Raw genomic sequence first — 23,500 nt, 5'->3', positions numbered from 1 at the left:
CTGCGTTAGATATTCAAATTAGGTAATATCTTTCATATATATTTAAAAGTTTATATCCCAGCCTCAGAGATATAAAATAGTTTCATCTAAATATTTCCTATATTTTTACGGAGCAATGAATGAATCCCCAAAAACGTTTTAAAACGATTATTGGTCTAACGTTAGCCGCATCACTGCTACTAACGGGCTGCTCATCCAACGAAGATGAAACTGTGGTGGAAAAAGAAATTGTACGACCTGTCAAACTCATTACGATTGAGCCAACAGACGCCATCAATATTCGTCGCTTTCCTGCCGAATTAAAAGCCAGTGAAGAAGCCGACATCGCTTTTCGTGTCGGTGGTCAGTTAATGGAAGTGAATGTTGTCGCAGGCCAACGCGTTAAAAAAGGCGAGCTTCTCGCCGTACTTGACCCAAAAGATTTCAAATTGGAAGTCGAACTTGCGCAAGCAAATCAAAGCCTGGCTGAAGCGCAATTTAAACGTATTCAAAACCTACTACGCCAAGGCGCAACGACTCAGTCTCAATACGACTCGACCAAAGCGACCTTAGATCAAGCCAATAACGCATTACAAACGGCAAAAAACAAACTGCAATACACGAAAGTTTACGCTCCGTTTCAAGGGGTTATCGCCTCTGTAGCAACAGAAAACTTCCAGTACATTAGTGCTGCAGCACCTATTATGCATATCCAAAACATTGAGGACTTGGACGTTGAGTTTCAGGTTCCAGAAAGCTTAGTGGTTAGCATTAAATCAACACAATCAGATTACCAACCAAATGTCGTTGTTGATGTGGCGCCAGACGAAAAACTGTCAGGAACCTATAAAGAACATAATACAACCCCTGATCAAACAACCATGGCTTATGATGTATCACTTCGCCTAACTCGTAATAGCGCATCAAAACACACTCTATTACCTGGGATGACAGCGAACGTAGACATTGATTTAAGCCGTCTTTTAGGCGTGACAAAACATGTTGTTATTCCTGTTGAAGCCGTAATGCGCCATGAAGATATAGACACAGGTAAATCCAACAGCACCGTTTGGGTTTTCAACAAAGACACAGGTAAAGTGAATGCGCGTGTCGTGACTCTTGGATCATTACAAGGCAATCAGATTGAAATCACGTCTGGTCTTGAAGCAGGTGATCAAGTAGTTGCCGCTGGAGTAAGTAGTCTTACTGATTCTATGCACGTTCGCCCTTGGACACGTGAGCGAGGTCTATAATGGATATTGCTGCTTATTTCATTCAACGTAAAGTAACAAGCTGGATGGTGACACTGATCTTATTGGTCGGTGGTGCCATTGCGTTTACTAATCTGGGGCAATTAGAAGACCCTGAATTTACCATCAAGGATGCGTTAATCATCACTCAATACCCTGGTGCATCACCAGAACAGGTAGAAGAGGAAGTGACCTATCCGATTGAAACGGAACTACAGAACCTACCTTACGTTGATAAAATCACATCAACCTCAAAAGCAGGCTATTCCAAGGTTCAATTAACGATCAAAGACACCTATCGTGCCAAAGAGCTTAAGCAAATTTGGGACGAAGTACGTAAGAAGATCCGTGATATTCAAGGTCAATTTCCAAGCGGTGTCGCTAACCCTATGGTGTTAGATGACTTTGGCGATGTGTATGGCGTGATGTTGGCTATCAATGGCGAAGGCTATCCATACAAAGACCTTAAAAATTACGTTGATTACATCAAGCGTGAATTAGTGCTGGTCGATGGTGTGGCTAAAGTGACCGTTGCGGCTGAGCAAGACGAGCAAGTCACCATTGAGATTTCTCGTTCTAAAATGGCCAATATGGGAATTGCACCAAGCCAATTAGAAACCCTGCTATCGAATCAAAACAGTGTATCGAATGCTGGCCGCGTCAAAGTTGGCAGTGAGTACATTCGCATTAGTCCGACGGGGGAATTCAAAGACATCTCTGAACTTGAAAACCTAATTGTTGGTACACCTTCTGATGGCAATTTAATTCGTCTACGTGACATCGCCACGGTAAAACGTGAATACGTTGAGCCACAAACTCACATTGTTGATTTTAATGGCGCTAAATCACTATTGCTTGGTATCTCATTTTCATCAGGTGTCAACGTGGTGAAAATCGGCGAAGCATTAGAAAACCGTATCGAAGAGCTACAGTACCAACAACCTGTTGGTCTAAACATGGAACCAATTTACTTCCAGTCAAAAGAAGTAGAACGTTCTGTATCCGATTTCTTGCTTAACCTTGTTGCCGCCGTTGCTATCGTAATTCTAGTGCTATTGGTCTTCATGGGCATTCGTTCTGGCATTTTGATTGGTATCATCCTACTGCTTACCATTCTTGGTACCTTCATTGTTATGGATTACTTCCATATCAATCTACAGCGGATTTCTCTTGGTGGCTTAATCATCGCCCTCGGGATGCTGGTGGATAACGCCATCGTGGTAACCGAAGGCGTGCTCATCGGTATGCAAAGAGGCATGACCAAAATACAAGCCGCCAGTGCGGTTGTAAAACAAACCAAATGGCCGCTTTTAGGTGCAACTGTTATTGCGGTGACAGCGTTTGCTCCAATTGGTTTGTCCCCAGACTCAGTGGGTGAATTCGTTGGTTCGCTGTTCTATGTCTTGCTGATTTCTTTGCTACTGAGCTGGATAACAGCCATTACCCTAACGCCTTTCTTTTGTGATTTATTTTTCAAAGAAACCATTACAAAAGCCAACAGCAAAGATGGCTCTGTAGAAGAATTAGCTGATCCATACAGAGGCTTCATCTTTACTGGCTATAAATGGCTGTTAGATAAAGCCATGCATTACCGTTGGGTTACTGTCATTCTGTTAGTAGGAAGCTTATTCACTGCAGGTTGGGCATTCCAATTTGTGAAGCAGTCTTTCTTCCCACCTTCCACAACCCCAATGTTCTATATGGACATTCAAATGCCGGAAGGAACTCACATAGACAGCACTTACGATACGGTACAACAGATTGAGACAGATCTTTTAAAAGATGATCGTATTAACTATGTAACATCAACAACGGGTCAAGGCGCGTTACGATTCATGCTGACTTACAATGCAGAACAGGCTAACTCTAGTTACGCTCAGTTCATCATTCGTACAGAAAGCACAGAAGTCATTCCGGGGTTACTCAAAGACTTGTATTACAAAATGCAGGAAGAGTATCCAGAGCTGGAAGTAAAACTACAACGTCTACAGTTAGGGCCAGCCAGTGGCGCGAAACTTGAAGCGCGTGTAAGTGGTCCAGATCCTAAACATTTACGTCAGATAAGCGCGCAAATCCAAGATATTTACCGTGCTGATGGCGGCCTTGAAAACATTAAAGATAACTGGCGTCAGCCTGTTAAGGTGCTTCGCCCAATATTTAATGATGCTCAAGCTCGACGTTTAGGCATCAGCAAGAAAGAATTGGACGATGTATTGTTAACCAACTTTACTGGGTCGCAAATTGGCTTGTACCGTGAAGGCACCGATTTACTACCAATCGTACGCACAGCACCAGAAAACGAGCGCGTTTCTATCGATCAAATTCGTGATTTGCAGATTTACAGCCCGGCGTCAGGATCTTACGTGACCCTTTCTACATTGGTCTCTGGTTTTGAAACCGTATGGGAAGATCCGATCATTGAGCGTCGTGACCGTAAACGTACTATCACTGTGATGGCTGACCCTAAGATTTTGGGCGATGAAACGGCCATGGCAATCTTTGGTCGTACTCGCGGTGCAATCGAAGCGATTCACTTGCCACCAGGTTACGTATTGGATTGGGGTGGCGAATACGAAAGCAGCACCGATGCTCAGGCAAACATATTCAAGGCGTTGCCGATGGGCTACTTGTTTATGTTTATCATCACGATATTACTGTTTAACTCAATTCGTGTGCCACTGACCATTTGGTTCTGTGTGCCTCTCGCGTTAATTGGGGTGTCAACAGGATTACTGGTGATGAACTCGGCATTCAGCTTTATGGCGTTGCTTGGCTTCTTGAGTTTGTCTGGTATGACAGTGAAAAACGGTATCGTATTGGCGGATCAAATCAACTACGAACTCGAACAAGGTACAGAGAAGTATGAAGCTATTTTCAACTCCGCTGTAAGCCGTGTTCGCCCTGTTTGTATGGCAGCAATCACGACTATTCTTGGCATGGTGCCTTTGCTGTATGATGCTTTCTTTGAAGGCATGGCCGTAGTAATTTCTTTCGGTCTAGGCTTTGCGACCTTGCTAACACTGGTCGCAGTACCTGTCTTTTACGCCATGTTATTCCGAGTCAAATATCGTCATCACGCAGACTTTGAATAATACGACTGAATACTAAGCTAACCTTGTATTTAGAGTAAGGAGCCTTATCAATTTAATTTGATAAGGCTCCTGTTATTAAATCTAAACAATACTGAGAAAACCATGCATCTAGACGACATCTTAAAACTGGATATTAAGCTACTCGTCGCTTTCGTTACTATCATGGAAGAAGGCAGCGTTTCTCGTGCTGCAGAAAGACTGGGAGTGACACAGCCAGCACTGAGCAAAAGCTTACAGCGTCTTAGGGAGTTATTTAAAGACTCTCTATTCACTCGTCAGGCTTATGGTCTCAGCCCTACTGCACGAGCCTCTGAATTACACGACCAAATTCAGCCTATTTTAAACTCTCTTACTGAATTAATGAGCCCAAACTCGCTGGATCTAAAAAATCTAGATCGCCGTATTAAGCTACGTGTAGATGAAGGTGACTTAGAAAACTTTATCGAACCACTCTTGGCATCATTGCAATATCAGGCGCCAGGCATGCGATTGGCGATAAGCTCATGGGGAGACACACAACTGGATGAACTGGTTTCTGGCAATGTGGATCTTGGCATTATGCGCATTAGTGACACGCCTGGTAATGTTCGCAGTAAACTAATAGGTTACATGGAAGCCTGTATCATCCTGAGTGAAGCCCATCCACTATTTCACCAAGATGAGGTCACTGTAAAAGACTTGCTATCGCATAAGGTTGTCACACACCATTTACGCAGTAATCACCACAACTCATTTACGAAAACAGAACAAAAGCTCAAACAAAGAGGCCACATAATACAACCGAATCTAGAAACAGACAGCTTAATGGTCGCCATGCAAGCGGTAAAACGAGGCATGGCATTAGTTACCTCTCGCTCCATTGGTGATTTGTTCTTGAATGTAATGTGTGAAAAAGCCCATTTTTATCCCGTCAAATTATTGCCTATTCCAGCGGAAGTGCTGGAACTCGACGAATACAATGGTCGCCACCCTATCCACATTTTTTGGCATGAACGCTTTAACAATGATCTTGCCCATCGCTGGCTAAGAGAACAGATCATCTACTTTATGCGTGAATCACCTTGGATGCATCCTCCGATCTGATGCACCTCATTCTCCCGCGTTGCGCTCGGCTCTCAACCAATCAAAGCGCGGGATGTTTTCACCGTTTATTTCAACCGTTTCTTGAAACATACTCAGCGGTCTTGCCCACCAGCCAAAGTCGCCATATAAAGCCTGATAAATCACTAACTCTTCTTCTGTTTCGCTGTGTTTAGCCACTCGCTCAACCCAATAAAGCGATCCTTTATAATGCTGATACACGCCCTCTTTCATACTAAACCCCCTTCATACTTTTTAAAAATCGACCATAATTATCCAATATCTAGAAGAACTTGTCGCTAATGCGAAAGTTACTCTCTTACACGACCTACACAACTCAGCAATAATACTCACATATTATGGCCCTAACCCATTTCTAGGAATTTTCTATGTATCTAGTACGACCAGTCGATTTTGCAGATCTTCCCGCACTGGAGCGCCTTGCCCAACAAGCAGGTATAGGCATTACAAACTTCCCTGCAAACAGGGAACGCCTTAACGACAAAATTGCGACGTCACGTCGTTCATTTCAAACGGATGTGGTACAGCCAGGCGACGAATCCTACTTGTTTGTCTTAGTGGATACCAGCAATGAACAAATTGTTGGATGTTGCGGAATCGATGCCATGGTCGGAGTGGATACGCCCTTTTATAGCTATCGAATTGATGAAGTTGTTCACGCGTCGCCACAGCTACAGATTCACAACCGCATCCCTGCCCTTTTCTTATGTCATGACTACAGCGGAACCAGCCGACTCATCGCCTTGGTGGTCGACAAAGCGCACCAGAACCCCGTTGCCATGTCTTTGTTATCCAGAGCTCGTCTGCTTTTTATTGCCCGTTATCCAGAACGTTTCACTAAGCGCATATTTGCAGAGTTACGTGGAGAAAGCGACAAACAGGGCTACTCCGCTTTTTGGGATGCCTTAGGGAAACATTTTTTTACCATGGACTTCAAGAAAGCCGACTATCTTTCAGGTGTCAGCAACAAAAACTTTATCGCGGAATTAATGCCGCGCTATCCGATTTATGTTCCGACCTTACCAGAGGCCGCTCAAGAAGCTATTGGCGTAGTGCATGAAAACTCAGGACAAAGTGCCGACATTTTATTGGATGAAGGGTTTGAATTCCGTGGTTATGTGGACATTTTTGATGCCGGCCCAAGCATTGAAGCGAGAACAGAAAGTCTACACACCATCGTCAACCAAAAAACAGACAAAGCACTGTCGCTAACAGAAACATCAAAAGGCGCTATACACCTGATTTCAGCAGGACATTTAGAAAACTTCAAAGTAACCGCTGCGCCTGCTGAACCACAAGTCGCAGGATTAGCCTTAGAAAAAACGACTCAAGAGCGACTGGGTATTTCGACAGGAAAACGCATCCAGTGGATTGCACTATAAACAATAAAAATCATCTGCATGACATTAATAACCGTCAAAAGCAGCTAAATTACACACGAGGAAAACCATCATGATGGTCATACGCCCTATTTGTCAAAATGACCTAAAGTCACTTTACCGACTAGCAGAAAAAACCGGCATTGGTTTTACTTCTCTGGTATCTGACGAAGCCATTCTCCAAAAGAAAATCGACGGTGCTGTACGTTCTTTCAACAAAGAAAACGTTACCAAGCCCCACAATGAAGATTACTTAATGGTGCTTGAAGACACGACAACAGGCGACATCGTGGGTACTTGTGGAATATTGGCAACCGTGGGATTAGATGAGCCATTCTACAGCTATCACCTAGGAACCATTACGCATGCCTCTCGTGAATTAGGCGTACACAATGCCATCCCGACTCTGATCCTCAATAACGACTTCACTGGTTTTAGTGAGATCTGCACACTGTTTTTAGAGGAAGATTACCGTCACTCTAAAAACGGCCAACTGCTTTCTAAAGCACGCTTTATGTTTATGGCACAATTCCCAGAACGCTTTACCGAGAAAGTATTTGCGGAAATGCGCGGCATCAGTGATGAAAATGGGGTTTCTCCTTTGTGGGAAAGTCTTGGTCGCCACTTCTTCTCCATAGACTTCAAAGAAGCCGATGAACTGACCGCGCAAGGTAATAAACAGTTTATTGCGGAGTTGATGCCAAACAACCCAGTCTACGTGAACTTGCTTCCTCCTGAAGCCCGCGAGGTCCTAGGACAAGTCCATCAAAATACCATTCCTGCTCGTCGCCTATTAGAGCAAGAAGGTTTCCGCTACGAAAACTACGTCGATATTTTTGATGGCGGCCCAAGCCTAGAAGCACGAGTTCAAGACATTCGCGCCGTACGCGACAGCCGTCTTTGCCTTGCTAACATAGGCCAGCCAAAAGGCATCTCTGAAAGCAAGGGCGAAGGCGTTACTGAAAACAAAAGTGAGGGCAATTACTACCTAGTTTCCAACGCCAAGGTCGCCGATTTTCGCTGTATCTTAATCCAGCGCACTATTCCACCAGGTAGCGCCATGACCCTAACGCAAGAAGAAGCTGACGCACTTTGCATCACAAATAAAGAACCCGTTCGAATCGTCGAATTATCCCCTTATTCAAGATAAATGCGCACGAACTAACAGGAGTCACCATGAAACAAGCACAGTATATTAATGGTCAATGGACAGCAGGCGAAGGCCAATTACTCCGCTCTATCGATCCAGCAGACGCCAGTTTAGTATGGCAAGCCAACACGGCCACATCCGGTCAAGTCGATTTAGCCATCAATGCCGCTCGCGCAGCCTTCCCGACTTGGGCGAACCGCCCATTAGAAGAGCGCCTAAATATCATTGAAGCCTTCGCAGCCTTGGTTAAAGAACACAGCGAAGACATAGCGACCGTTATCAGCCGCGAAACAGGCAAACCTATTTGGGAAACCCGTACCGAAGCCGCTGCCATGGTGGGCAAAGTCGCCATTTCACAGCAGGCTTACCATGAAAGAACCGGCGAAAAAACCACGCCTATGCCGGGCGCAACAGCTCGACTACGTCATCGTCCACATGGTGTCGTTGCTGTATTTGGTCCTTATAACTTCCCTGGGCATTTACCTAACGGCCATATTGTTCCTGCGCTGATTGCTGGCAACACCGTCGTTTTCAAGCCAAGCGAACAAGCGCCAGCGACGTCTGACCTAATCATTCAATTATGGGAAAAAGCGGGCTTGCCAGCTGGTGTACTCAACCTAATTCAAGGTGAGCGTGAAACAGGCGTTGCTTTAGCAAATCATCAAGGCATCGACGGATTATTCTTCACCGGTAGCCCACAGGTCGGTCATATTTTACATAACGACTTTGCGGGGCATCCAGGTAAAATCTTAGCCCTAGAAATGGGCGGCAATAATCCATTGTTGGTCTCTGAAAAAGTCGCAGACCAACGCGCAGCAATACATGAAATCATCCAATCGGCATTTATTTCAGCAGGACAGCGCTGCACTTGCGCCCGTCGTTTATTGCTACCTAAAGGCGAACTAGGCGATGCGATTTTGCAATCTCTAGTAACGGCCACCAAAGCATTAAAAATCGACCGTTTCGATGCGGTCGAACAACCATTCATGGGGCCAGTGGTGTCTGCACAAGCGGCCGACGGTTTGCTGCAAGCCTACCAAAAACTCATTAAGCTAGGAGCCTCTCCTATCTTAGAAATGACCCGCGGCGACAGCCAAACTGGCTTTGTGACACCGGGTATTATCGATGCCACCGACATGTTAGACGAACTACCAGACCAAGAATACTTCGGCCCACTGCTGACCGTGATTCGTTACGACTCGCTAGATCAAGCCATGAACATTGCGAACAACACTAAATTTGGCTTATCGGCAGGCATTTTGTCTGACGATGCAGCCGAGTACGAATGGTTCCTACAACACAGCCGTGCTGGCATCATCAACTGGAACCGTCAAACCACTGGCGCATCCAGTAACGCACCCTTCGGTGGCACAGGCGCCAGCGGCAACCACAGAGCCAGCGCCTACTATGCCGCCGATTATTGCGCGTACCCAGTTGCCAGTATTGAAGCTGACAGCTTAACCATGCCCGAAAAACTCGGCCATGGCATAACGCTTTAGTGCTCCATAGAGAACGACAAAGAAAACTTAGATTCAGATACGACAAGAGGCAATTATGAACACAGCGACAGAAGCCAATTTTGACGGCTTAGTGGGCCCAACCCACAACTACAGCGGCCTATCTTTTGGTAACGTCGCTTCATTGAATAACTCAGCACGCCCGTCTAATCCGAAAGCCGCAGCAAAGCAAGGCTTGGTCAAAATGAAAGCCTTGGCGGATCTAGGATTCGTACAAGGCGTACTCGCGCCACACGAACGCCCACACATACCTACACTACGTCGTTTAGGCTTTTCTGGTAGCGATGCCAACATACTAGAGCAAGCTGCCAAGCAAGCCCCTAAACTTCTAGCGGCGGTTAGCTCTGCGTCTTGCATGTGGACAGCCAATGCAGCGACCGTCTCCCCAAGTGGCGACACCAGCGACAATCGCGTGCACTTCACGCCTGCAAACTTGGTCAACAAATTCCATCGCTCCATCGAACATGAAACCACAGGCGCGATTTTACAAGCGACCTTCAAAGACGATAAGCACTTCGCTCATCATCCAGCTTTGCCAAGTGTCGATCACTTCGGTGATGAAGGTGCAGCGAACCATACGCGCTTTTGTCATGATTATGGCGAACAAGGCATCGAATTCTTTGTCTACGGAATGGAAGCATTCAACAACAGCGCACCGAAACCCGCTAAATTTCCAGCGCGTCACACCTTAGAAGCCTCTCAAGCCGTGGCTCGTCGTCATGGATTATCAACAGAACAAGTGGTTTACGCACAGCAAAATCCCGACGTGATAGACGCAGGCGTTTTCCACAACGATGTCATCGCCGTAGGTAATCGCAACGCGCACTTTTATCACCAAGAAGCCTTCTTAGACACAGCTAAAATGAAGCAAGACCTACTCACCGCTTGGGGAGACAGAGCGTCTAAATTCCACCTAATAGAAGTACCAAGCAGCGCCGTATCCGTACAAGACTGCATCCAGTCCTACCTGTTTAACAGCCAGCTACTAAGCCGTGGCGACGATGACATGGTGTTGGTTGTACCTGGTGAATGCGAAAATAACCCCGCAGTATGGGCCTATTTGAGCAGCCTAGTGACTGACCAATCGCCAATCAACGAGATTAAAGTCTTCGACCTCAAGCAAAGCATGAGCAACGGCGGCGGCCCAGCTTGCCTAAGACTTCGCGTTGCTTTAACGCAAGCTGAGCAAGCGGCGATTAATCCATCTACTCTAATGAATAATACCTTGTTTGAGCTTTTAAATACTTGGGTAGATAAGTATTACCGAGATGAACTGCATGAGAAAGACCTTGCTGATCCGCAGCTATTAATCGAAAGCCGCAGCGCATTAGATGAATTAACTCAGATCATGAAACTGGGAAGCGTCTACGAATTTCAGAGGTAGGAATGAACCGACCCAAGGGGCGAGGTATCAGTATTTCATTGGATTAACACTAAGTTATGTAAATACACGATTTTGTCGATTTTGTAGGTCAGATGAACCGAGGAACGAAGGTGTGATCTGACTGTTAACGGTATACATAACGGTTAAAAAACACCCTATCGGCATTACTTTTGAAAAGAGCCGATTAGCTAGTGATTTCATACCAAAAATCATATAAATCAACCAATTGAAGGCAAATTAATTGAGGGTCACACGCCTGATCACGGTCGTACCTCCCTCATCAGGCCTACAAAACTATTTTTATGGCATGAGATAGATCTTTACTCGATGTGACGAGCGAAGCTAAAACGAGTCTATTTTTAACAAAGTGTTAGCAAGTGCAGTAATCGAGAAAAGATCGATCAAAAATGCTCACCATTCTCATAGTAATCCTTCTCCTGCAGATCATGGAACAACACTGTGATGTCTTGTCCACTATCTACCAAAGGTCTAACTAACTCTTCGATGATTAACGCCACTTTACGTTTCACGTCTTCGCCTCGGTCAAACCACAAAACATCAAAGAAGGGATACGCAGGAGAAGCGCCACCGACGGCCAGGTAGGTTGTTGCTTGATATTCAAGAGTAAAGTGCGAGTTAGGCGTATCAGTAATCTCAGCTAGATTCTCTATCAAAATATCAGCAATAGATTCCAATTCGTCAAAAGCCAGTCCACGAACACGTACATGAGGCATATTAATCCTTAGTCGATATTAAAAAGCTAGCCGTAAATAATGCCTTATTTACTAGCCTTCATCCACATAATCAAATGTACGAGTTTCAATCACTTGCCCATCCTGTACAACATCGACACTCCATTTTCCGTCGAAGCCTGGCATGAGTCGCTTACTTGACCATACGCGCCAGCGATCGCCACCAATATCAAACTCTACGTCTGCTTGCTCTTCACCATCTAGCTGCCAACGATGAATCACTTGGCTGCCCGACATATCTCGTAAATCAGTAAAGAAATACACACGCTGTATTTCACCGTATTCTACTTTTACTGTTGGGCCAATATTATCAACAGGCTCACGATCAACAACATCGGTTGAAAATTGAGCGCGAGCTACGGAACCTTCAGCCCAAGCAGGAAATATCATCGTAAACGATAAAATACCAGCCAAAGCAACTTTAGTTAACATTTGCAACATAGTAAATCCCTATTGTAATCATATAAAATGTTTGTATTAAAAGTGAGCGGAACAGCTATTTATTACGCCGCTCTATGACTCTAATTTTGAAATGAATATAACTATAAAGTTAGCTCAAAAAAATGTAAAAGAAACGAGAGTTTTGTGTAATTTTGCAAGCCTGCTCGTTTCTTTTGTGTCAATTGATAATTAACTTTATTATCAGGATAATATATGTAGCTGAAGTGAATGCTTACTTTGCTTGGCGATTAGCCAGAGGGGTTGAAAAGGTATATTCCATATCCCAAGGGAAGCGTATCCAAGTGTCTTGGCTGACTTCGGTGATAAAAGTATCAACCAATGGCTTACCAGCAGGTTTGGCATAAATGGTTGCAAAATGCGCTTTGGGTAACATTTCGCGAACTTTTGCGGCGGTACGCCCAGTGTCCACAAGATCATCGATCAGGATAAAGCCTTCGCCATCGCCTTCTACGCCTTTTAAAACGTTAAGCTCGCCTTGCTTCATAGCGCCGTTGCCTTTTTCATCTTCACCGTAACTGACAATACAAATGGTATCGATCAAGCGGATATCCATTTCACGACATAAAATAGCTGCAGGCACTAAGCCACCACGAGTAATTGCAATAATCCCTTTCCATGGGCCTTGCTCCAGCAAACGCCAAGACAGAGCACGAGCATTTCTGTGTAACTCTTCCCAAGATACTGGAAAATCTTTTGAATACGGGGTCATCAAAGCTCCTACGCTTTTCGCTATCAATTACAATGTTTAATAATAAAATGCCGACAAGAACAATAATAGTTCAAGAAAGCACAGAATATGGATGGAAGGTTAGGATTTTAGCGGCAATGGTAGTCCCGCCGCAACAAAAGTTACCCGATTGGTCAATTTAGCTAGAGCCTGATTCATTTCACCAGCTTCATCACCAAAACGTCTCGCCAAGGCATTCATAGGCATAATGCCTAAACCCACTTCGCTAGACACCAGTACCAAATCCCCTTCGAACACATCAACCGCGTTTAATAACGCCTGCTTTTCTTCTTCCAAACGCCCTTCGTCTTCTAGGCACAACAAGTTCGTCATCCATAAGGTAAAACATTCAACAATCACCGCTTGCTCCGGTGAATTAAGAGAATGTAAGACACTTGCTAACGCTAAGGGCTCTTCTATTAACTGCCATTCGCTTGGCCGGTTATCTTTGTGCTGGCGCACACGATCTGCCATGTCGTCATCCCAGACTTGAGATGTCGCCACATAACAGACTGGTTTCCCGCACGCTGCTATTTGCTCTTGAGCAAAGGCACTTTTACCACTGCGCACACCACCTAATACAAGATGCTTCATGCTAATTCTCTGCCCCCCGCGGTTTTTAATAAACGAATCAAGGCACTGTTTAAAGCATCCATTTCATTAAGCGCTGGCAATGCCACACGAATCCAGCCTTCGCCTAAACGAGTGTGCACGCCAACTTGGTGCAACATATCGAATACTTGCTTGGCGTATTCTTCACTTTCAAGAAACCAAGTCACAAACAGTGGACTCAACACATAATCTTGGGAATCAAATATGGTATTGAATTTGGGGATGACACGTTCAACAAAGGCCGCTTGTCGTACACTTAAAGCTTTTATAGCTTGAGACTGCCAAGCTTTATCAGCAAAAGCCAATCGCACCAAATGCAGACTCGGCGTCGCCACAGGCCAAGGCCCCAATAAGTTTTTTATCGCGGCTTGCCATTTTATCGCACAGAAAACAAACCCCACGCGCGCGCCAGCCAAACCAAAAAACTTACCAACGGAGCGTAAAATAAAAAGCGAGTCACTCAGCGCTTCACCTTGTTTGCTATTCAACAGACTCAACTCTGGGCAAGCATCAACAAAAGCCTCGTCCACAACGATATTCGCCCCTTGCTGCTCAGCATGGGCAATTAACTGAGACAGAAGCTTCGACGAAGCAATTTCGCCCGTTGGGTTATTCGGCTGGATGACTACGGCAACCGCCCATTTTTGCTCTAATAACTCATCCAAAGCATCGTAGTAGGCAATATCAAAACCCCATTTTTTCCAAGCAAAGGCATGTTCCTGATAACCAATGCGAGGCACAAAAACCGTTTTTGGAGTAGTAAGCAAAGCAGAAGACTGGCTCGCCAGCAACATGGGCGGCAAAGACTCAATAATATGCTGAGACCCTGCGCCAATCGCATTAGGTCGACGACCGAAATAGCGCTCGGCTTCGTCTAATAAATCGGCTTGATCAGGCAAATCCATCCATAACGTAGGCGCAATTTCAGGGATCGGCCAAGGTTCACGATTACAGGCTGAAGATAAATCCAACCAATTTAACGCCTTGCAGCCAACCTTACTCTGCCAATAAGCCAAATCACCGCCATGTTTCGGCGGAGCGCTTTCTAGTTTTGGAACACTTCCTAAACTAGAAGTGCTGTCTAACTTAGAAGATTTTAGACCAACAGACATATCACCAATCCCCATAAATATACGCTTTTATCCACCAGCCAAATGGCTTCTTTTAAATGTTGAGGCATAGGTAAATCACCCTCGCCCAAAATTGGTCGCGTTTCGACTCTGCCAAAATACGGCGCATCGCCGCCTAACTGAATTCCTAAAGCCCCCGCACCCGCGGCCATCACTGGACCAGCATTAGGGCTTTTCCAACGGGCAGAAGGCCGTCGCGCACTGCGAATAGCCGCATACCACTTACCACAAGCCCCATAGGTATAAACCACAAGACGAGCGGGAACATAATTCAATAAATCATCAAAACGCGCGGCGAACCAACCAAAATGCAGCAATGACTCTGTTTTATAGCCCCACATGGCATCCAACGTATTCGCAAGACGATACAAAAGCACACCCGGCGCACCGAAAAGAATAAACCAAAAGATCGGCGCAAATATCGCATCACTGCCGTTTTCTAAAACCGACTCAATACCAGCTTTTGCCACCGCAGATTCATCTAAATTCTGTGTATCACGGCTGACGATATAACTCACAGCAAGACGCGCTTCATCCAGCTTTTCATGCGTCAGTGGAGTGACCGACAATGGTTGATAAATCGCCAGCGCATGCTCGCGTAAACTCTGCCAACCAATCGCAAAATACAGTACCAGTACTGACAACACAGTATCTAGCCAACTCGGCAACAACCAAAACAAACCCAATAAAATCAGCAACCAAGGCATAACAGCCACCAGCCATGCCAGCAAACCAACCAGGCGTTGACGAGATTGAGAAGCCTCTAAAGGCAACTGAATATGCTTACGACAAAGATCGACCCAGCGACCAAACCAAATAAGAGGATGCCACGTTTTCGGCTCGCCTAAGAAACGATCCAATATCAGCGCGGCGACCAAAATCAAACTGGTGCCAGAAGAAAAGGCTAAGAAGCCATCAAAAAAAGTATCGATAACACTGTCTAAATTAGAAAGGATCATAAATATAGGTCGTTTTTTCACTTAACAAGGTGCATAGGTAAGGTAGAATTCTACCACCTTATTGATTTGAAGCGTGATGATACTGAATGCCAGCCTTTAGTTTAATGATCCAAGGAACCACCTCGGACGCCGGAAAAAGCACATTGGTCACGGCATTGTGCCGTTTATTGGTTCGCCGAGGCATTGCAGTCGCGCCATTTAAACCACAAAACATGGCATTAAACAGCGCCGTCACCCAAGACGGTAACGAAATAGGCCGAGCCCAAGCCGTACAAGCATACGCCGCCGGACTTGAGCCCCATGTGGACATGAACCCGATTCTGCTCAAACCCAACACAGACACAGGCGCGCAAGTTATTATTCAAGGCAAAGCCATAGGCAATATGAACGCCGTGGGTTATCACGAATACAAAAGCATTGCCAAAGTCGCCGCGCTGGATTCTTATCATCGTCTAGCTGAACAATACCAAGCGGTATTAATTGAAGGCGCAGGCAGCCCAGCGGAAATCAATTTACGCGCCCGCGACATCGCCAACATGGGCTTTGCCGAAAGTATCGATTGCCCTGTTATCATCATCGCGGATATCGACAAAGGTGGCGTATTTGCTCACCTCATTGGTACTTTGGATTTACTCAGTCAAAGCGAGCAAGACCGAGTAATTGGCTTTGTGATTAACCGTTTTCGTGGCGACATCAGCTTGCTGCAATCTGGTTTAGATTGGCTAGAAGAACGCACCGGCAAACCCGTTTTAGGCGTACTGCCTTTCTTAAAAGGGTTTCATCTAGAATCCGAAGACGCCGTCGCCAAAAGCCCAATAAAAACCGATACCAACGCCAAGTTAAACATCGTCATTCCCATTATGCCACGCACCAGCAACCACACAGACTGGGACGCATTACGCCTTCATCCAGATGTGCAAGTCACCCTTGTTGGTGCCAATGAAAACATTCCACCAGCGGATCTCGTCATATTACCAGGCAGCAAAAGCGTGCAAAGCGACCTCGCCTTTTTACGCCAAGAAGGTTGGGAAGACTACCTGAATAAACACCTTAGATACGGCGGAAAAGTCATGGGGATTTGCGGTGGCTATCAAATGCTCGGTGAACAACTGCTTGATCCGCTAGGACTGGAAAACCAACACGCCAACACCCAATCTGCTGGCTTTGGCTTCATTCCTATGCAAACGGAATTGAAAGAAGAAAAGCAATTAAGACAAAGACACGGACAACTCACGTTAGCAGCAGAGTCTAACGTCACAGGCTATGAAATTCATTGTGGGATTTCTCAGTTTTCCAGTGAAATCGCCCATAAATACTTTGCCGAGTTAGAGAATGGCGAGAAAGAAGGCTACATCTCAGACGATGGCAACATCATCGGTACTTACCTTCATGGCGTATTCGACCACCCGGAAGCTCTACAAACTTTACTCAACTGGGCCGGCGTCGACCAAGCCGCCACCTTCGACTACGACCAATACCGAAACAGCGAAATCAACCGACTCGCCGACAGCACAGAACAACACATGGACATCGAAGCATTAATCAAAACATGCAAAGCATTTCAGTAAAAGACACCTCATACCGTAGGTCGGCATGAGGGAGGCACGACCGTGATCCGACATTTCAACAAACCCCAACGGCAAATCACGCTCGTACCTCGTTCATCTGCACTACAAAACTAATAGGTTAACCACACTCATTCGTTCCATTAATAAATCTTAATGAAAATCATTTTCATTAATTCCTTTTTATTTGTGATAATCGTTCTCATAAAGGACTTACAAACACTTAGGATAGACTTCACTTATTGATGAGAGCAAACATGAAAAAAACGGTTTTCCCTTTAACCATCCTCGCTGCGTCTATAATGACAGCATCACCCGCCTTTTCTGCTGATGAAGCTGAAAACCAATTAGAAGTATTAGCAATTGAAGCAGATACTCTATCTGAAAACGAAACAAAACTTGGCAACTCTGTTTCGAGCATTGATAGTAACGATATTGAAAAGACACTGGTGCGCAATCTCGATGATCTAGTCCGCTATGAGCCCGGCATTGAGGCAAGCCAAGACTCTCGTTTCGGCATCAGCAGCGTTAATATCCGTGGGCTGGATGGAGATCGTGTAAAAATCAGTGTTGATGGTGTGGACCAAGCCGATGCATATGGACCGACCACTACTTATTTACGCACAGGGCGAAATACTGTCGATATGGACTCCCTAGAGTCTGTGGCAATTATTAAAGGCGGTGATGTAGTCTCTGGCAGTGGCGCCCTTGGTGGCGTAGTGAAATACAGAACAAAAGAACCAAGTAGCTTTTTACCTCCACAAGGTAATAACACATCAGGTTCGTTAAAAGCTGGCTATAAAAGTGCATCTGATGAATTAAACCAGACACTGACTGTCGCAAATCGCACTGGCAAGGTGGAATCCTTACTTGTATACACAAACCGAGATGGTCACGAAAATAAGAACCATCAAGGTGACGCAGGATCAGACCAAAGCGTCGGGGTGACGCGTGCTTCCGTAGACCCAGCCGACACAGGATCAAACAACACACTGGCTAAAGTACAGGTTCAGGTAAACGACACTAACCGTATTGGCGTAGTCGGTGAATACTTTCACAGCACATCGGAATCCGACTTATTTTCAGAAAGTTCAGCAACGGATCAACAACGCTCAGACGACAAAATTGTCCGCCGTCGTATTGGTTTTTTCCACGAAAATTCGCAGAGCAATACTCTATATGATCGCTTAAAATGGCAAGTAGATTACCAGGACACAAAAACCACCAACAAAACGCACCGAAGCAATAATAATCGTCTTGTAAACCGATTCTATGATGAAGAAAGTACAGGCCTAAAAGCCGATTTAGTAAAGCAAATCAATACACATCAAATTCGCTATGGCTTAAATTACGATCAAAAGTCATTAGAAAATTTAAACCAAAACACGGTGTCTGGCACAACCACAATATCTCGCTTTTCACCTATGGCCGACGCTGACATTTTTGGCTTGTATATTGAAGACAGCTGGGCCGCCACCGACAGACTGACTCTTGTCCCTGCCATCCGTTACGACAACTACAAATACACAACAACAGGTGACGAATACATAGACTCGTGGGGAGACAATAAAAATGACGCGCTAACGGCACAGTTAGCCGCCGAGTTTGCAATAACAGAAAACTACACTGTTTTTGGTAAAGCGGGTTCAGGCTTTAGAGCGCCTAACCTAGACGAGCTCTACTATTATTTCGGAAACTCAGCGCCATATGGTTCCTACCAAATAACACCAAACCCCAATTTAGAACCAGAAGAAAGTCGTTTTATTGAAACAGGTATTCGTGCCCAAAACGCCTATGGCACCGCTGAATTGACCGCTTTTTACAACGACTATAAAAACTTCATTGAGCAAGTGTCTTTAGGTACATCAGCCCAATTCAGCCTAGGTGAATACACTAATAAAAACCTTACTCATGTGGTGATAAAAGGTGTAGAAATTAAAGGCAATTTAGATCTATCGAAAAGCATTGACGCTCTTGGTAATGGCTGGACGCTGAATGGCGCAATCGCATATGCAGAAGGCGATAATCTAGAAGACAGTGAACCACTAGACAGTATTTCACCGCTTAGCGCCGTCGTTGGTCTTGGCTATGATGCACCATCAGAGCAATGGGGTGGAAAACTTAACCTAACCTGGGCATCTGGTAAGAAAAAAGAAGATATAAGCACCAGCAAACAATGGCTCGCCACATCAGATTACCAGCTTGTTGACCTAACAGCTTACTACAAGCCGACGCAAAACCTCACCTTTAACGCAGGTCTTTTCAACCTAACGGATGAAAAATACATGAACTGGAACGACATTCGTAACCTAACCAATACCAGTACCAATCTGAATCGCTATACCCGCGCTGGTCGTAACTTTGGTATAGACGCGACATTGTCATTCTAAAAAACACATAAAATCTTAATTAACGAAATAATAAACAAGGGAGCACTCCCCTTGTTTATTTGCGGAGAATTCCTATGTCAGCCTCGAACAAAGCAGCAAAAATTGAAACGACAAATATAACCGCTGGCCCTACTTATTCGCGATATCTTGAAGCGGTTTCATCAGGCAAAGCGCCTCGCGCTAGGGAACTTGCCAAACAGCTCAACATTAGCGAAGGCGAGTTAGTCGCTTGTCGACAAGGTACAGAAACATGGGCTATGAAGCCTCCATTCCAAGAGCTATTGGCAAAACTGGAAGGCGTTGGTGAAGTGATGACCATCACCCGCAACGATGAAGCCGTTCACGAAACCACAGGAACCTATGATAAATTTAGCTTTATGGAAAAGAGCAACATGGGCCTAGTTCTATCAGATGACATCGACTTGCGACTTTTCATCGGTCAATGGCACAGCGCCTTCCATGTGGTCGAAAATAATCGCCATAGCATCCAATTTTTCAATGCGAATGGTGTAGCAGTTCATAAAGTATATCGAACAGACAATACACTCGATGAAAAATGGGACGCGCTTACTACTGAGTTTCGCGACCCTTCCCCCGTTACTCCGACTTATTTATCGCCAGAAGAAGAGCAAGCTAGCGAGCTACCTGCCAACTTTGACCGAGCTCATTTTGCTCAAGAATGGTCTGAACTAAAAGATGTCCATGAATACCATGGCATGCTCAAACGACATGGCCTTTCTAGAACTCAAGCTCTATCTCAAATTGGCGAGCAATGGGCTACCAAGCTAGATCAAGAGAGCGTAAAAAGTGCAATTACTCTTGCCGCAGAAGAAAACTGCAACATCATGGTGTTTGTGGGCAATAAAGGCTGCATCCAAATTTTCAGTGGCGAAGTACATCGCCTGATGCAGCAAGGGCCTTGGTTCAATGTTTTAGACCCTGGCTTTAACCTGCATCTAAGAGAAGACTTAATTGCAGAAACTTGGGTCATCAAACGACCAAGCAGCGATGGCATTATTACCTCTATTGAAGCATTCAACGCCAAGGGCGAATCCATCTTAACGCTATTTGGTAAACGCAAACCGGGCAATCCTGAATTACCTCTGTGGCAAGACATTGTCGAAAAGACGACTAGCCTCAGCGTGAAACAGGAGATAACCCCATGAAACGAAACATCATAAGCAAAAAAACGCTGATTTTTGTTGCCTTGTTAGCGCTAGCATCACTGAGCAGCACCGCCAGTTTTGCTCAAAGAGTTGTCAGTGTCGGCGGTACTGTGACAGAAATCGTCTACTTACTAGACGCACAGAACCAACTCGTTGCCAGCGATACCAGCAGCATTTACCCTGATGCCGCCAATAAAATGCCTAAAGTTGGCTATCAACGCACGCTATCAGCAGAAGGTGTATTGAGCGTTCATCCCGAACTCTTACTCATCACTCCAGCCGCTGGGCCAGCTAAAGTATTACAACAGCTAAAAGACACCAATATCGAAATCGTCTCTGTCGATGCACCAGATACCAAACAAGGTATTTTGGATAAAGTCTCACAAGTTGCTCTTGCCTTGAATCAAGAAGACGCTGGCAAGCAAGCGGTTGATGAGATTCAGCAAGCCTTTGATAAATTGACGACACCTGAAGCTTGGTCAAAACGCCCTCCTCGTCTACTCTTTGTCTTGCAAATGGGCGGCGCACCTATGGTGGCAGGACAAGGGACCGCACCCGATGCCCTATTCCATCTCGCTGGGGCAAGCAATGCGGTAAGCAGTATAAAAGGTTACAAACCTCTCACTCCTGAAGCGATACTACTCGCTCAGCCTGATGCCATTGTAGTGACTCAACAAGGACGAACAAGAGCAAGCGAAGAAGCCATCTGGTCTTTACCCGGAATGGCATCAACGCCTGCCGCAAAAGCCCAGCGTTTAGTCACCCTAGATGCCTTATTGGCTTTAGGTCTCGGTCCAAGAACGCCTCACGCCGTTGAGCTTATACATCAACAACTTGAAGACTGGGCGCCATGAAACGCGTCCTTAACTCACAAATCCCTTATCCTGTCCTCATCCTAACATTGCTTATTGTGGCCGTATTGGCATTGACTCAAGGTGCCTATTCGATCTCATGGCAAGATCTTTTATGGTCGCCTATCAATGACATAGATCGACAAATACTGATGACAGTCCGATTACCAAGGTTACTCATGGCCGCGTTGGTTGGCGCTGCATTGGCGGTGTCAGGCGCATTGATGCAAGCCCTGTTTCGCAATCCATTAGCAGACCCTGGCTTATTAGGTGTTTCATCTGGCGCGTCTGTTTTTGTCGGCGTTCTGATTGTTCTCAACCCTTTCGCTGGTGATTTACCCCTTTGGGCACAGTCTTATATGCAAAGCATCGCGGCGTTCTTAGGCGCGGTACTAACCTGCTGGCTAATATTCCAATTATCCAAACACAAAGGCCAGGTGTCCGTGCTGCATTTACTTCTTGCTGGCATCGCCATCAATGCATTATCAGGCTCAGCAACGGGGTTACTAACTTATACAAGTAATGATGAACAACTAAGAGCTTTAACCTTTTGGGCGATGGGAAACTTGGGCGGAGCGAGATGGGAACAAGTTATCGTTATTGCGACTATTTTATTGCCGCTACTTTGCTATGTATGGCGGCAATCCAAAAACTTAAACTTATTGCTGCTAGGTGAAGACGAAGCCCGTTACCTAGGGCTAGATGTTGAACGTTTCAAAATCAAACTCATCGCCGTTGTCGCCTTATGTGTTGGTGTCACCGTCGCCTTTACCGGACTTATTGGTTTTATTGGGCTGATGGTTCCTCATCTTATCCGCATGCTTTTTGGTGCCGACAATCGCATCGTCGTTCCTTGCTCTGCTTTATTGGGTGCCAGCTTATTAACAGGCGCCGATACCTTATCTCGGCTTCTAGTTATTCCAGCGGAACTCCCAGTTGGCTTAGTAACCAGCTTACTAGGTGGGCCGTTTTTCTTATGGCTGCTATTAAAAAATATTCGAGAAACAAGTTAATGCTAAACATCAGCGAACTATCCCTTATTCGTTCTGGAAAGAGCTTACTAGATAAGGTCTCTATGAGCATCGAACCAGGACAACTGATCATTGTCCTTGGGCCAAACGGAGCGGGGAAATCAACATTATTGAAGTGTTGTTCGGGTGCGATGCAAGCCGATGCAGGACACATAACATTAGACCAACAGTCACTATCGAATTGGTCGTTGGCCGAACTCGCCAAGAAACGCGCAGTATTGACTCAGCAAATACACCTGCCTTTCGCCTTAACCGTTAAAGAAGTGGTTTCCCTTGGACTTGCCCCGTGGACATTGTCTGATAATGACGCCTCAAGGTTAATTCATGACACTCTAATAGAAGTCGGCATGACAAAAACTGAAACACGTCAATACGCCAGCTTATCCGGAGGAGAACAGCAACGCATCCAACTCGCACGAGTATTGGTGCAGCTATTCGCCGACAAACACTCAGAAAATGAAAAACACCCAGAAACGGAACAGCGACCATATGAGGGTAAATACTTACTGCTAGACGAACCCATTTCCGCACTGGATTTACACCAGCAACAACGCGTCTTAAGGCTACTTAAAAATCTCACCCAGAAAGGGCTAGGCATTTTCTGTATCCTCCACGACATCAATCTCGCCGCACTCTATGGAGACAAACTGGTTCTACTGGAAAAAGGCCAAATAACCTTCAATAACAAACCTCAAAGACTCGCCCAAGACAACACCATAGAAACCGCTTATCAAGCAGACTTGATTCGTCTCACTCACCCAGACAATCAACTCCCCCAGTGGCAGTTTAGGCAATAGCCAAACGTAGGTCGGCATGAGGGAGGAACGACCGTGATCCGACATTTTAACAAAGACATCGCACCCACAAAATCGTAGGTCGGCATGAGGGAGGAACGACCGTGATCCGACATTTAAACACCGACATCCCACCCACAAAATCGTAGGTCGGTATGAGGGAGGAACGACCGTGATCCGACATTCCAATCCCCCCCAACGGCAGATCA

The 23,500-nt window shown here is 45.5% G+C and carries 20 protein-coding genes; 13 read left to right on the top strand and 7 right to left on the bottom strand.

What is annotated here, in order from left to right; genetic code table 11:
* Positions 1–119 precede the first annotated feature (119 nt).
* From AC2A4J_RS04090 to AC2A4J_RS04080, 3 genes are all read left to right on the top strand, one after another.
* Positions 120–1,232: an efflux RND transporter periplasmic adaptor subunit gene (locus AC2A4J_RS04090; RefSeq protein ID WP_484175034.1), complete on the top strand. Its 1,113-nt coding sequence runs from the start codon at positions 120–122 to the stop codon at positions 1,230–1,232.
* On the top strand, positions 1,232–4,321 hold the full coding sequence (locus AC2A4J_RS04085) for an efflux RND transporter permease subunit (RefSeq protein WP_484175033.1): 3,090 nt from the start codon (positions 1,232–1,234) through the stop codon (positions 4,319–4,321). The genes AC2A4J_RS04090 and AC2A4J_RS04085 overlap by 1 nt, the downstream gene beginning before the upstream one ends.
* Before the next feature lie 102 nt (positions 4,322–4,423).
* On the top strand, positions 4,424–5,404 hold the full coding sequence (locus AC2A4J_RS04080; RefSeq protein WP_484175032.1) for a LysR family transcriptional regulator: 981 nt from the start codon (positions 4,424–4,426) through the stop codon (positions 5,402–5,404).
* A 6-nt stretch (positions 5,405–5,410) separates the two neighbouring features.
* Here AC2A4J_RS04080 and AC2A4J_RS04075 read toward each other — a convergent pair whose 3' ends face one another.
* Positions 5,411–5,635 carry a DUF1653 domain-containing protein gene (locus AC2A4J_RS04075; protein ID WP_255827932.1) on the bottom strand — a complete coding sequence of 75 codons (225 nt, stop codon included), beginning with the start codon at positions 5,633–5,635 and terminating at the stop codon, positions 5,411–5,413.
* A gap of 155 nt (positions 5,636–5,790) precedes the next feature.
* Between AC2A4J_RS04075 and AC2A4J_RS04070 the strand changes: the two genes are divergently transcribed.
* The 4 genes from AC2A4J_RS04070 to astB all read left to right on the top strand — a co-directional run bounded on the left by AC2A4J_RS04070 (position 5,791) and on the right by astB (position 10,852).
* Complete coding sequence (locus AC2A4J_RS04070; protein ID WP_484175031.1) at positions 5,791–6,804, top strand: arginine N-succinyltransferase; 1,014 nt, start codon at positions 5,791–5,793, stop codon at positions 6,802–6,804.
* A gap of 70 nt (positions 6,805–6,874) precedes the next feature.
* The gene (gene astA / locus AC2A4J_RS04065) at positions 6,875–7,951 is read left to right on the top strand and encodes an arginine N-succinyltransferase (protein ID WP_484175030.1); all 1,077 of its coding nucleotides are present in this window, start codon (positions 6,875–6,877) and stop codon (positions 7,949–7,951) included.
* 26 nt (positions 7,952–7,977) lie between these two features.
* On the top strand, positions 7,978–9,450 hold the full coding sequence (gene astD / locus AC2A4J_RS04060; protein WP_484175029.1) for a succinylglutamate-semialdehyde dehydrogenase: 1,473 nt from the start codon (positions 7,978–7,980) through the stop codon (positions 9,448–9,450).
* 55 nt (positions 9,451–9,505) lie between these two features.
* Positions 9,506–10,852, top strand: a complete 1,347-nt coding sequence (gene astB / locus AC2A4J_RS04055; protein WP_484175028.1) for an N-succinylarginine dihydrolase — start codon at positions 9,506–9,508, stop codon at positions 10,850–10,852.
* 401 nt (positions 10,853–11,253) lie between these two features.
* Here astB and AC2A4J_RS04050 read toward each other — a convergent pair whose 3' ends face one another.
* The 6 genes from AC2A4J_RS04050 to cbiB all read right to left on the bottom strand — a co-directional run bounded on the left by AC2A4J_RS04050 (position 11,254) and on the right by cbiB (position 15,494).
* Positions 11,254–11,586 (bottom strand): DUF1904 family protein, encoded by a 333-nt coding sequence (locus AC2A4J_RS04050; protein WP_484175027.1) that lies wholly within the window; start codon positions 11,584–11,586, stop codon positions 11,254–11,256.
* A gap of 51 nt (positions 11,587–11,637) precedes the next feature.
* Positions 11,638–12,045 carry a DUF2914 domain-containing protein gene (locus tag AC2A4J_RS04045; protein ID WP_484175026.1) on the bottom strand — a complete coding sequence of 136 codons (408 nt, stop codon included), beginning with the start codon at positions 12,043–12,045 and terminating at the stop codon, positions 11,638–11,640.
* A 232-nt stretch (positions 12,046–12,277) separates the two neighbouring features.
* Positions 12,278–12,775, bottom strand: coding sequence for a xanthine phosphoribosyltransferase (gene gpt, locus AC2A4J_RS04040; protein WP_255827925.1), 498 nt, complete (start codon positions 12,773–12,775; stop codon positions 12,278–12,280).
* Between the two features lie 99 nt (positions 12,776–12,874).
* Positions 12,875–13,387: a bifunctional adenosylcobinamide kinase/adenosylcobinamide-phosphate guanylyltransferase gene (cobU, locus tag AC2A4J_RS04035; RefSeq protein ID WP_484175025.1), complete on the bottom strand. Its 513-nt coding sequence runs from the start codon at positions 13,385–13,387 to the stop codon at positions 12,875–12,877.
* Positions 13,384–14,517: an aminotransferase class I/II-fold pyridoxal phosphate-dependent enzyme gene (locus tag AC2A4J_RS04030; protein WP_484175024.1), complete on the bottom strand. Its 1,134-nt coding sequence runs from the start codon at positions 14,515–14,517 to the stop codon at positions 13,384–13,386. The genes cobU and AC2A4J_RS04030 overlap by 4 nt, the downstream gene beginning before the upstream one ends.
* Complete coding sequence (cbiB, locus tag AC2A4J_RS04025) at positions 14,502–15,494, bottom strand: adenosylcobinamide-phosphate synthase CbiB (protein WP_484175023.1); 993 nt, start codon at positions 15,492–15,494, stop codon at positions 14,502–14,504. The genes AC2A4J_RS04030 and cbiB overlap by 16 nt, the downstream gene beginning before the upstream one ends.
* 86 nt (positions 15,495–15,580) lie before the next feature.
* On the opposite strand from cbiB, the gene AC2A4J_RS04020 reads away from it, so the two are divergent.
* The 6 genes from AC2A4J_RS04020 to AC2A4J_RS03995 all read left to right on the top strand — a co-directional run bounded on the left by AC2A4J_RS04020 (position 15,581) and on the right by AC2A4J_RS03995 (position 23,294).
* Positions 15,581–17,062: a cobyric acid synthase gene (locus AC2A4J_RS04020; RefSeq protein WP_484175022.1), complete on the top strand. Its 1,482-nt coding sequence runs from the start codon at positions 15,581–15,583 to the stop codon at positions 17,060–17,062.
* A gap of 254 nt (positions 17,063–17,316) precedes the next feature.
* Entirely contained in the window at positions 17,317–19,449 is a 2,133-nt protein-coding gene (locus AC2A4J_RS04015; RefSeq protein ID WP_484175021.1) for a TonB-dependent hemoglobin/transferrin/lactoferrin family receptor, read from the top strand.
* A gap of 74 nt (positions 19,450–19,523) precedes the next feature.
* The gene (locus AC2A4J_RS04010) at positions 19,524–20,615 is read left to right on the top strand and encodes a hemin-degrading factor (RefSeq protein ID WP_484175020.1); all 1,092 of its coding nucleotides are present in this window, start codon (positions 19,524–19,526) and stop codon (positions 20,613–20,615) included.
* Entirely contained in the window at positions 20,612–21,469 is an 858-nt protein-coding gene (locus AC2A4J_RS04005; protein WP_484175019.1) for a heme/hemin ABC transporter substrate-binding protein, read from the top strand. Before AC2A4J_RS04010 ends, AC2A4J_RS04005 begins: the two co-directional genes overlap by 4 nt.
* Complete coding sequence (locus tag AC2A4J_RS04000) at positions 21,466–22,479, top strand: FecCD family ABC transporter permease (protein WP_484175018.1); 1,014 nt, start codon at positions 21,466–21,468, stop codon at positions 22,477–22,479. Before AC2A4J_RS04005 ends, AC2A4J_RS04000 begins: the two co-directional genes overlap by 4 nt.
* Entirely contained in the window at positions 22,479–23,294 is an 816-nt protein-coding gene (locus tag AC2A4J_RS03995) for a heme ABC transporter ATP-binding protein (protein WP_484175017.1), read from the top strand. Before AC2A4J_RS04000 ends, AC2A4J_RS03995 begins: the two co-directional genes overlap by 1 nt.
* The last annotated feature ends 206 nt before the right edge of the window (positions 23,295–23,500 follow it).

It is taken from the genome of Marinomonas sp. ATLA20, from assembly GCF_057180105.1.
The sequence above is the reverse complement of the archived record's forward strand: the minus strand, read 5'-3'. Positions and strand labels throughout refer to the sequence as shown.

What these genes read in the sequence shown, in the direction of transcription:
- AC2A4J_RS04090 (WP_484175034.1), top strand. Translation starts at nt 120, where the DNA reads ATGAATCCCCAAAAACGTTTTAAAACGATTATTGGTCTAACGTTAGCC.
- AC2A4J_RS04085 (WP_484175033.1), top strand. Translation starts at nt 1,232, where the DNA reads ATGGATATTGCTGCTTATTTCATTCAACGTAAAGTAACAAGCTGGATG.
- AC2A4J_RS04080 (WP_484175032.1), top strand. Translation starts at nt 4,424, where the DNA reads ATGCATCTAGACGACATCTTAAAACTGGATATTAAGCTACTCGTCGCT.
- AC2A4J_RS04075 (WP_255827932.1), bottom strand. Translation starts at nt 5,635, where the DNA reads ATGAAAGAGGGCGTGTATCAGCATTATAAAGGATCGCTTTATTGGGTT.
- AC2A4J_RS04070 (WP_484175031.1), top strand. Translation starts at nt 5,791, where the DNA reads ATGTATCTAGTACGACCAGTCGATTTTGCAGATCTTCCCGCACTGGAG.
- astA (WP_484175030.1), top strand. Translation starts at nt 6,875, where the DNA reads ATGATGGTCATACGCCCTATTTGTCAAAATGACCTAAAGTCACTTTAC.
- astD (WP_484175029.1), top strand. Translation starts at nt 7,978, where the DNA reads ATGAAACAAGCACAGTATATTAATGGTCAATGGACAGCAGGCGAAGGC.
- astB (WP_484175028.1), top strand. Translation starts at nt 9,506, where the DNA reads ATGAACACAGCGACAGAAGCCAATTTTGACGGCTTAGTGGGCCCAACC.
- AC2A4J_RS04050 (WP_484175027.1), bottom strand. Translation starts at nt 11,586, where the DNA reads ATGCCTCATGTACGTGTTCGTGGACTGGCTTTTGACGAATTGGAATCT.
- AC2A4J_RS04045 (WP_484175026.1), bottom strand. Translation starts at nt 12,045, where the DNA reads ATGTTGCAAATGTTAACTAAAGTTGCTTTGGCTGGTATTTTATCGTTT.
- gpt (WP_255827925.1), bottom strand. Translation starts at nt 12,775, where the DNA reads ATGACCCCGTATTCAAAAGATTTTCCAGTATCTTGGGAAGAGTTACAC.
- cobU (WP_484175025.1), bottom strand. Translation starts at nt 13,387, where the DNA reads ATGAAGCATCTTGTATTAGGTGGTGTGCGCAGTGGTAAAAGTGCCTTT.
- AC2A4J_RS04030 (WP_484175024.1), bottom strand. Translation starts at nt 14,517, where the DNA reads ATGTCTGTTGGTCTAAAATCTTCTAAGTTAGACAGCACTTCTAGTTTA.
- cbiB (WP_484175023.1), bottom strand. Translation starts at nt 15,494, where the DNA reads ATGATCCTTTCTAATTTAGACAGTGTTATCGATACTTTTTTTGATGGC.
- AC2A4J_RS04020 (WP_484175022.1), top strand. Translation starts at nt 15,581, where the DNA reads ATGCCAGCCTTTAGTTTAATGATCCAAGGAACCACCTCGGACGCCGGA.
- AC2A4J_RS04015 (WP_484175021.1), top strand. Translation starts at nt 17,317, where the DNA reads ATGAAAAAAACGGTTTTCCCTTTAACCATCCTCGCTGCGTCTATAATG.
- AC2A4J_RS04010 (WP_484175020.1), top strand. Translation starts at nt 19,524, where the DNA reads ATGTCAGCCTCGAACAAAGCAGCAAAAATTGAAACGACAAATATAACC.
- AC2A4J_RS04005 (WP_484175019.1), top strand. Translation starts at nt 20,612, where the DNA reads ATGAAACGAAACATCATAAGCAAAAAAACGCTGATTTTTGTTGCCTTG.
- AC2A4J_RS04000 (WP_484175018.1), top strand. Translation starts at nt 21,466, where the DNA reads ATGAAACGCGTCCTTAACTCACAAATCCCTTATCCTGTCCTCATCCTA.
- AC2A4J_RS03995 (WP_484175017.1), top strand. Translation starts at nt 22,479, where the DNA reads ATGCTAAACATCAGCGAACTATCCCTTATTCGTTCTGGAAAGAGCTTA.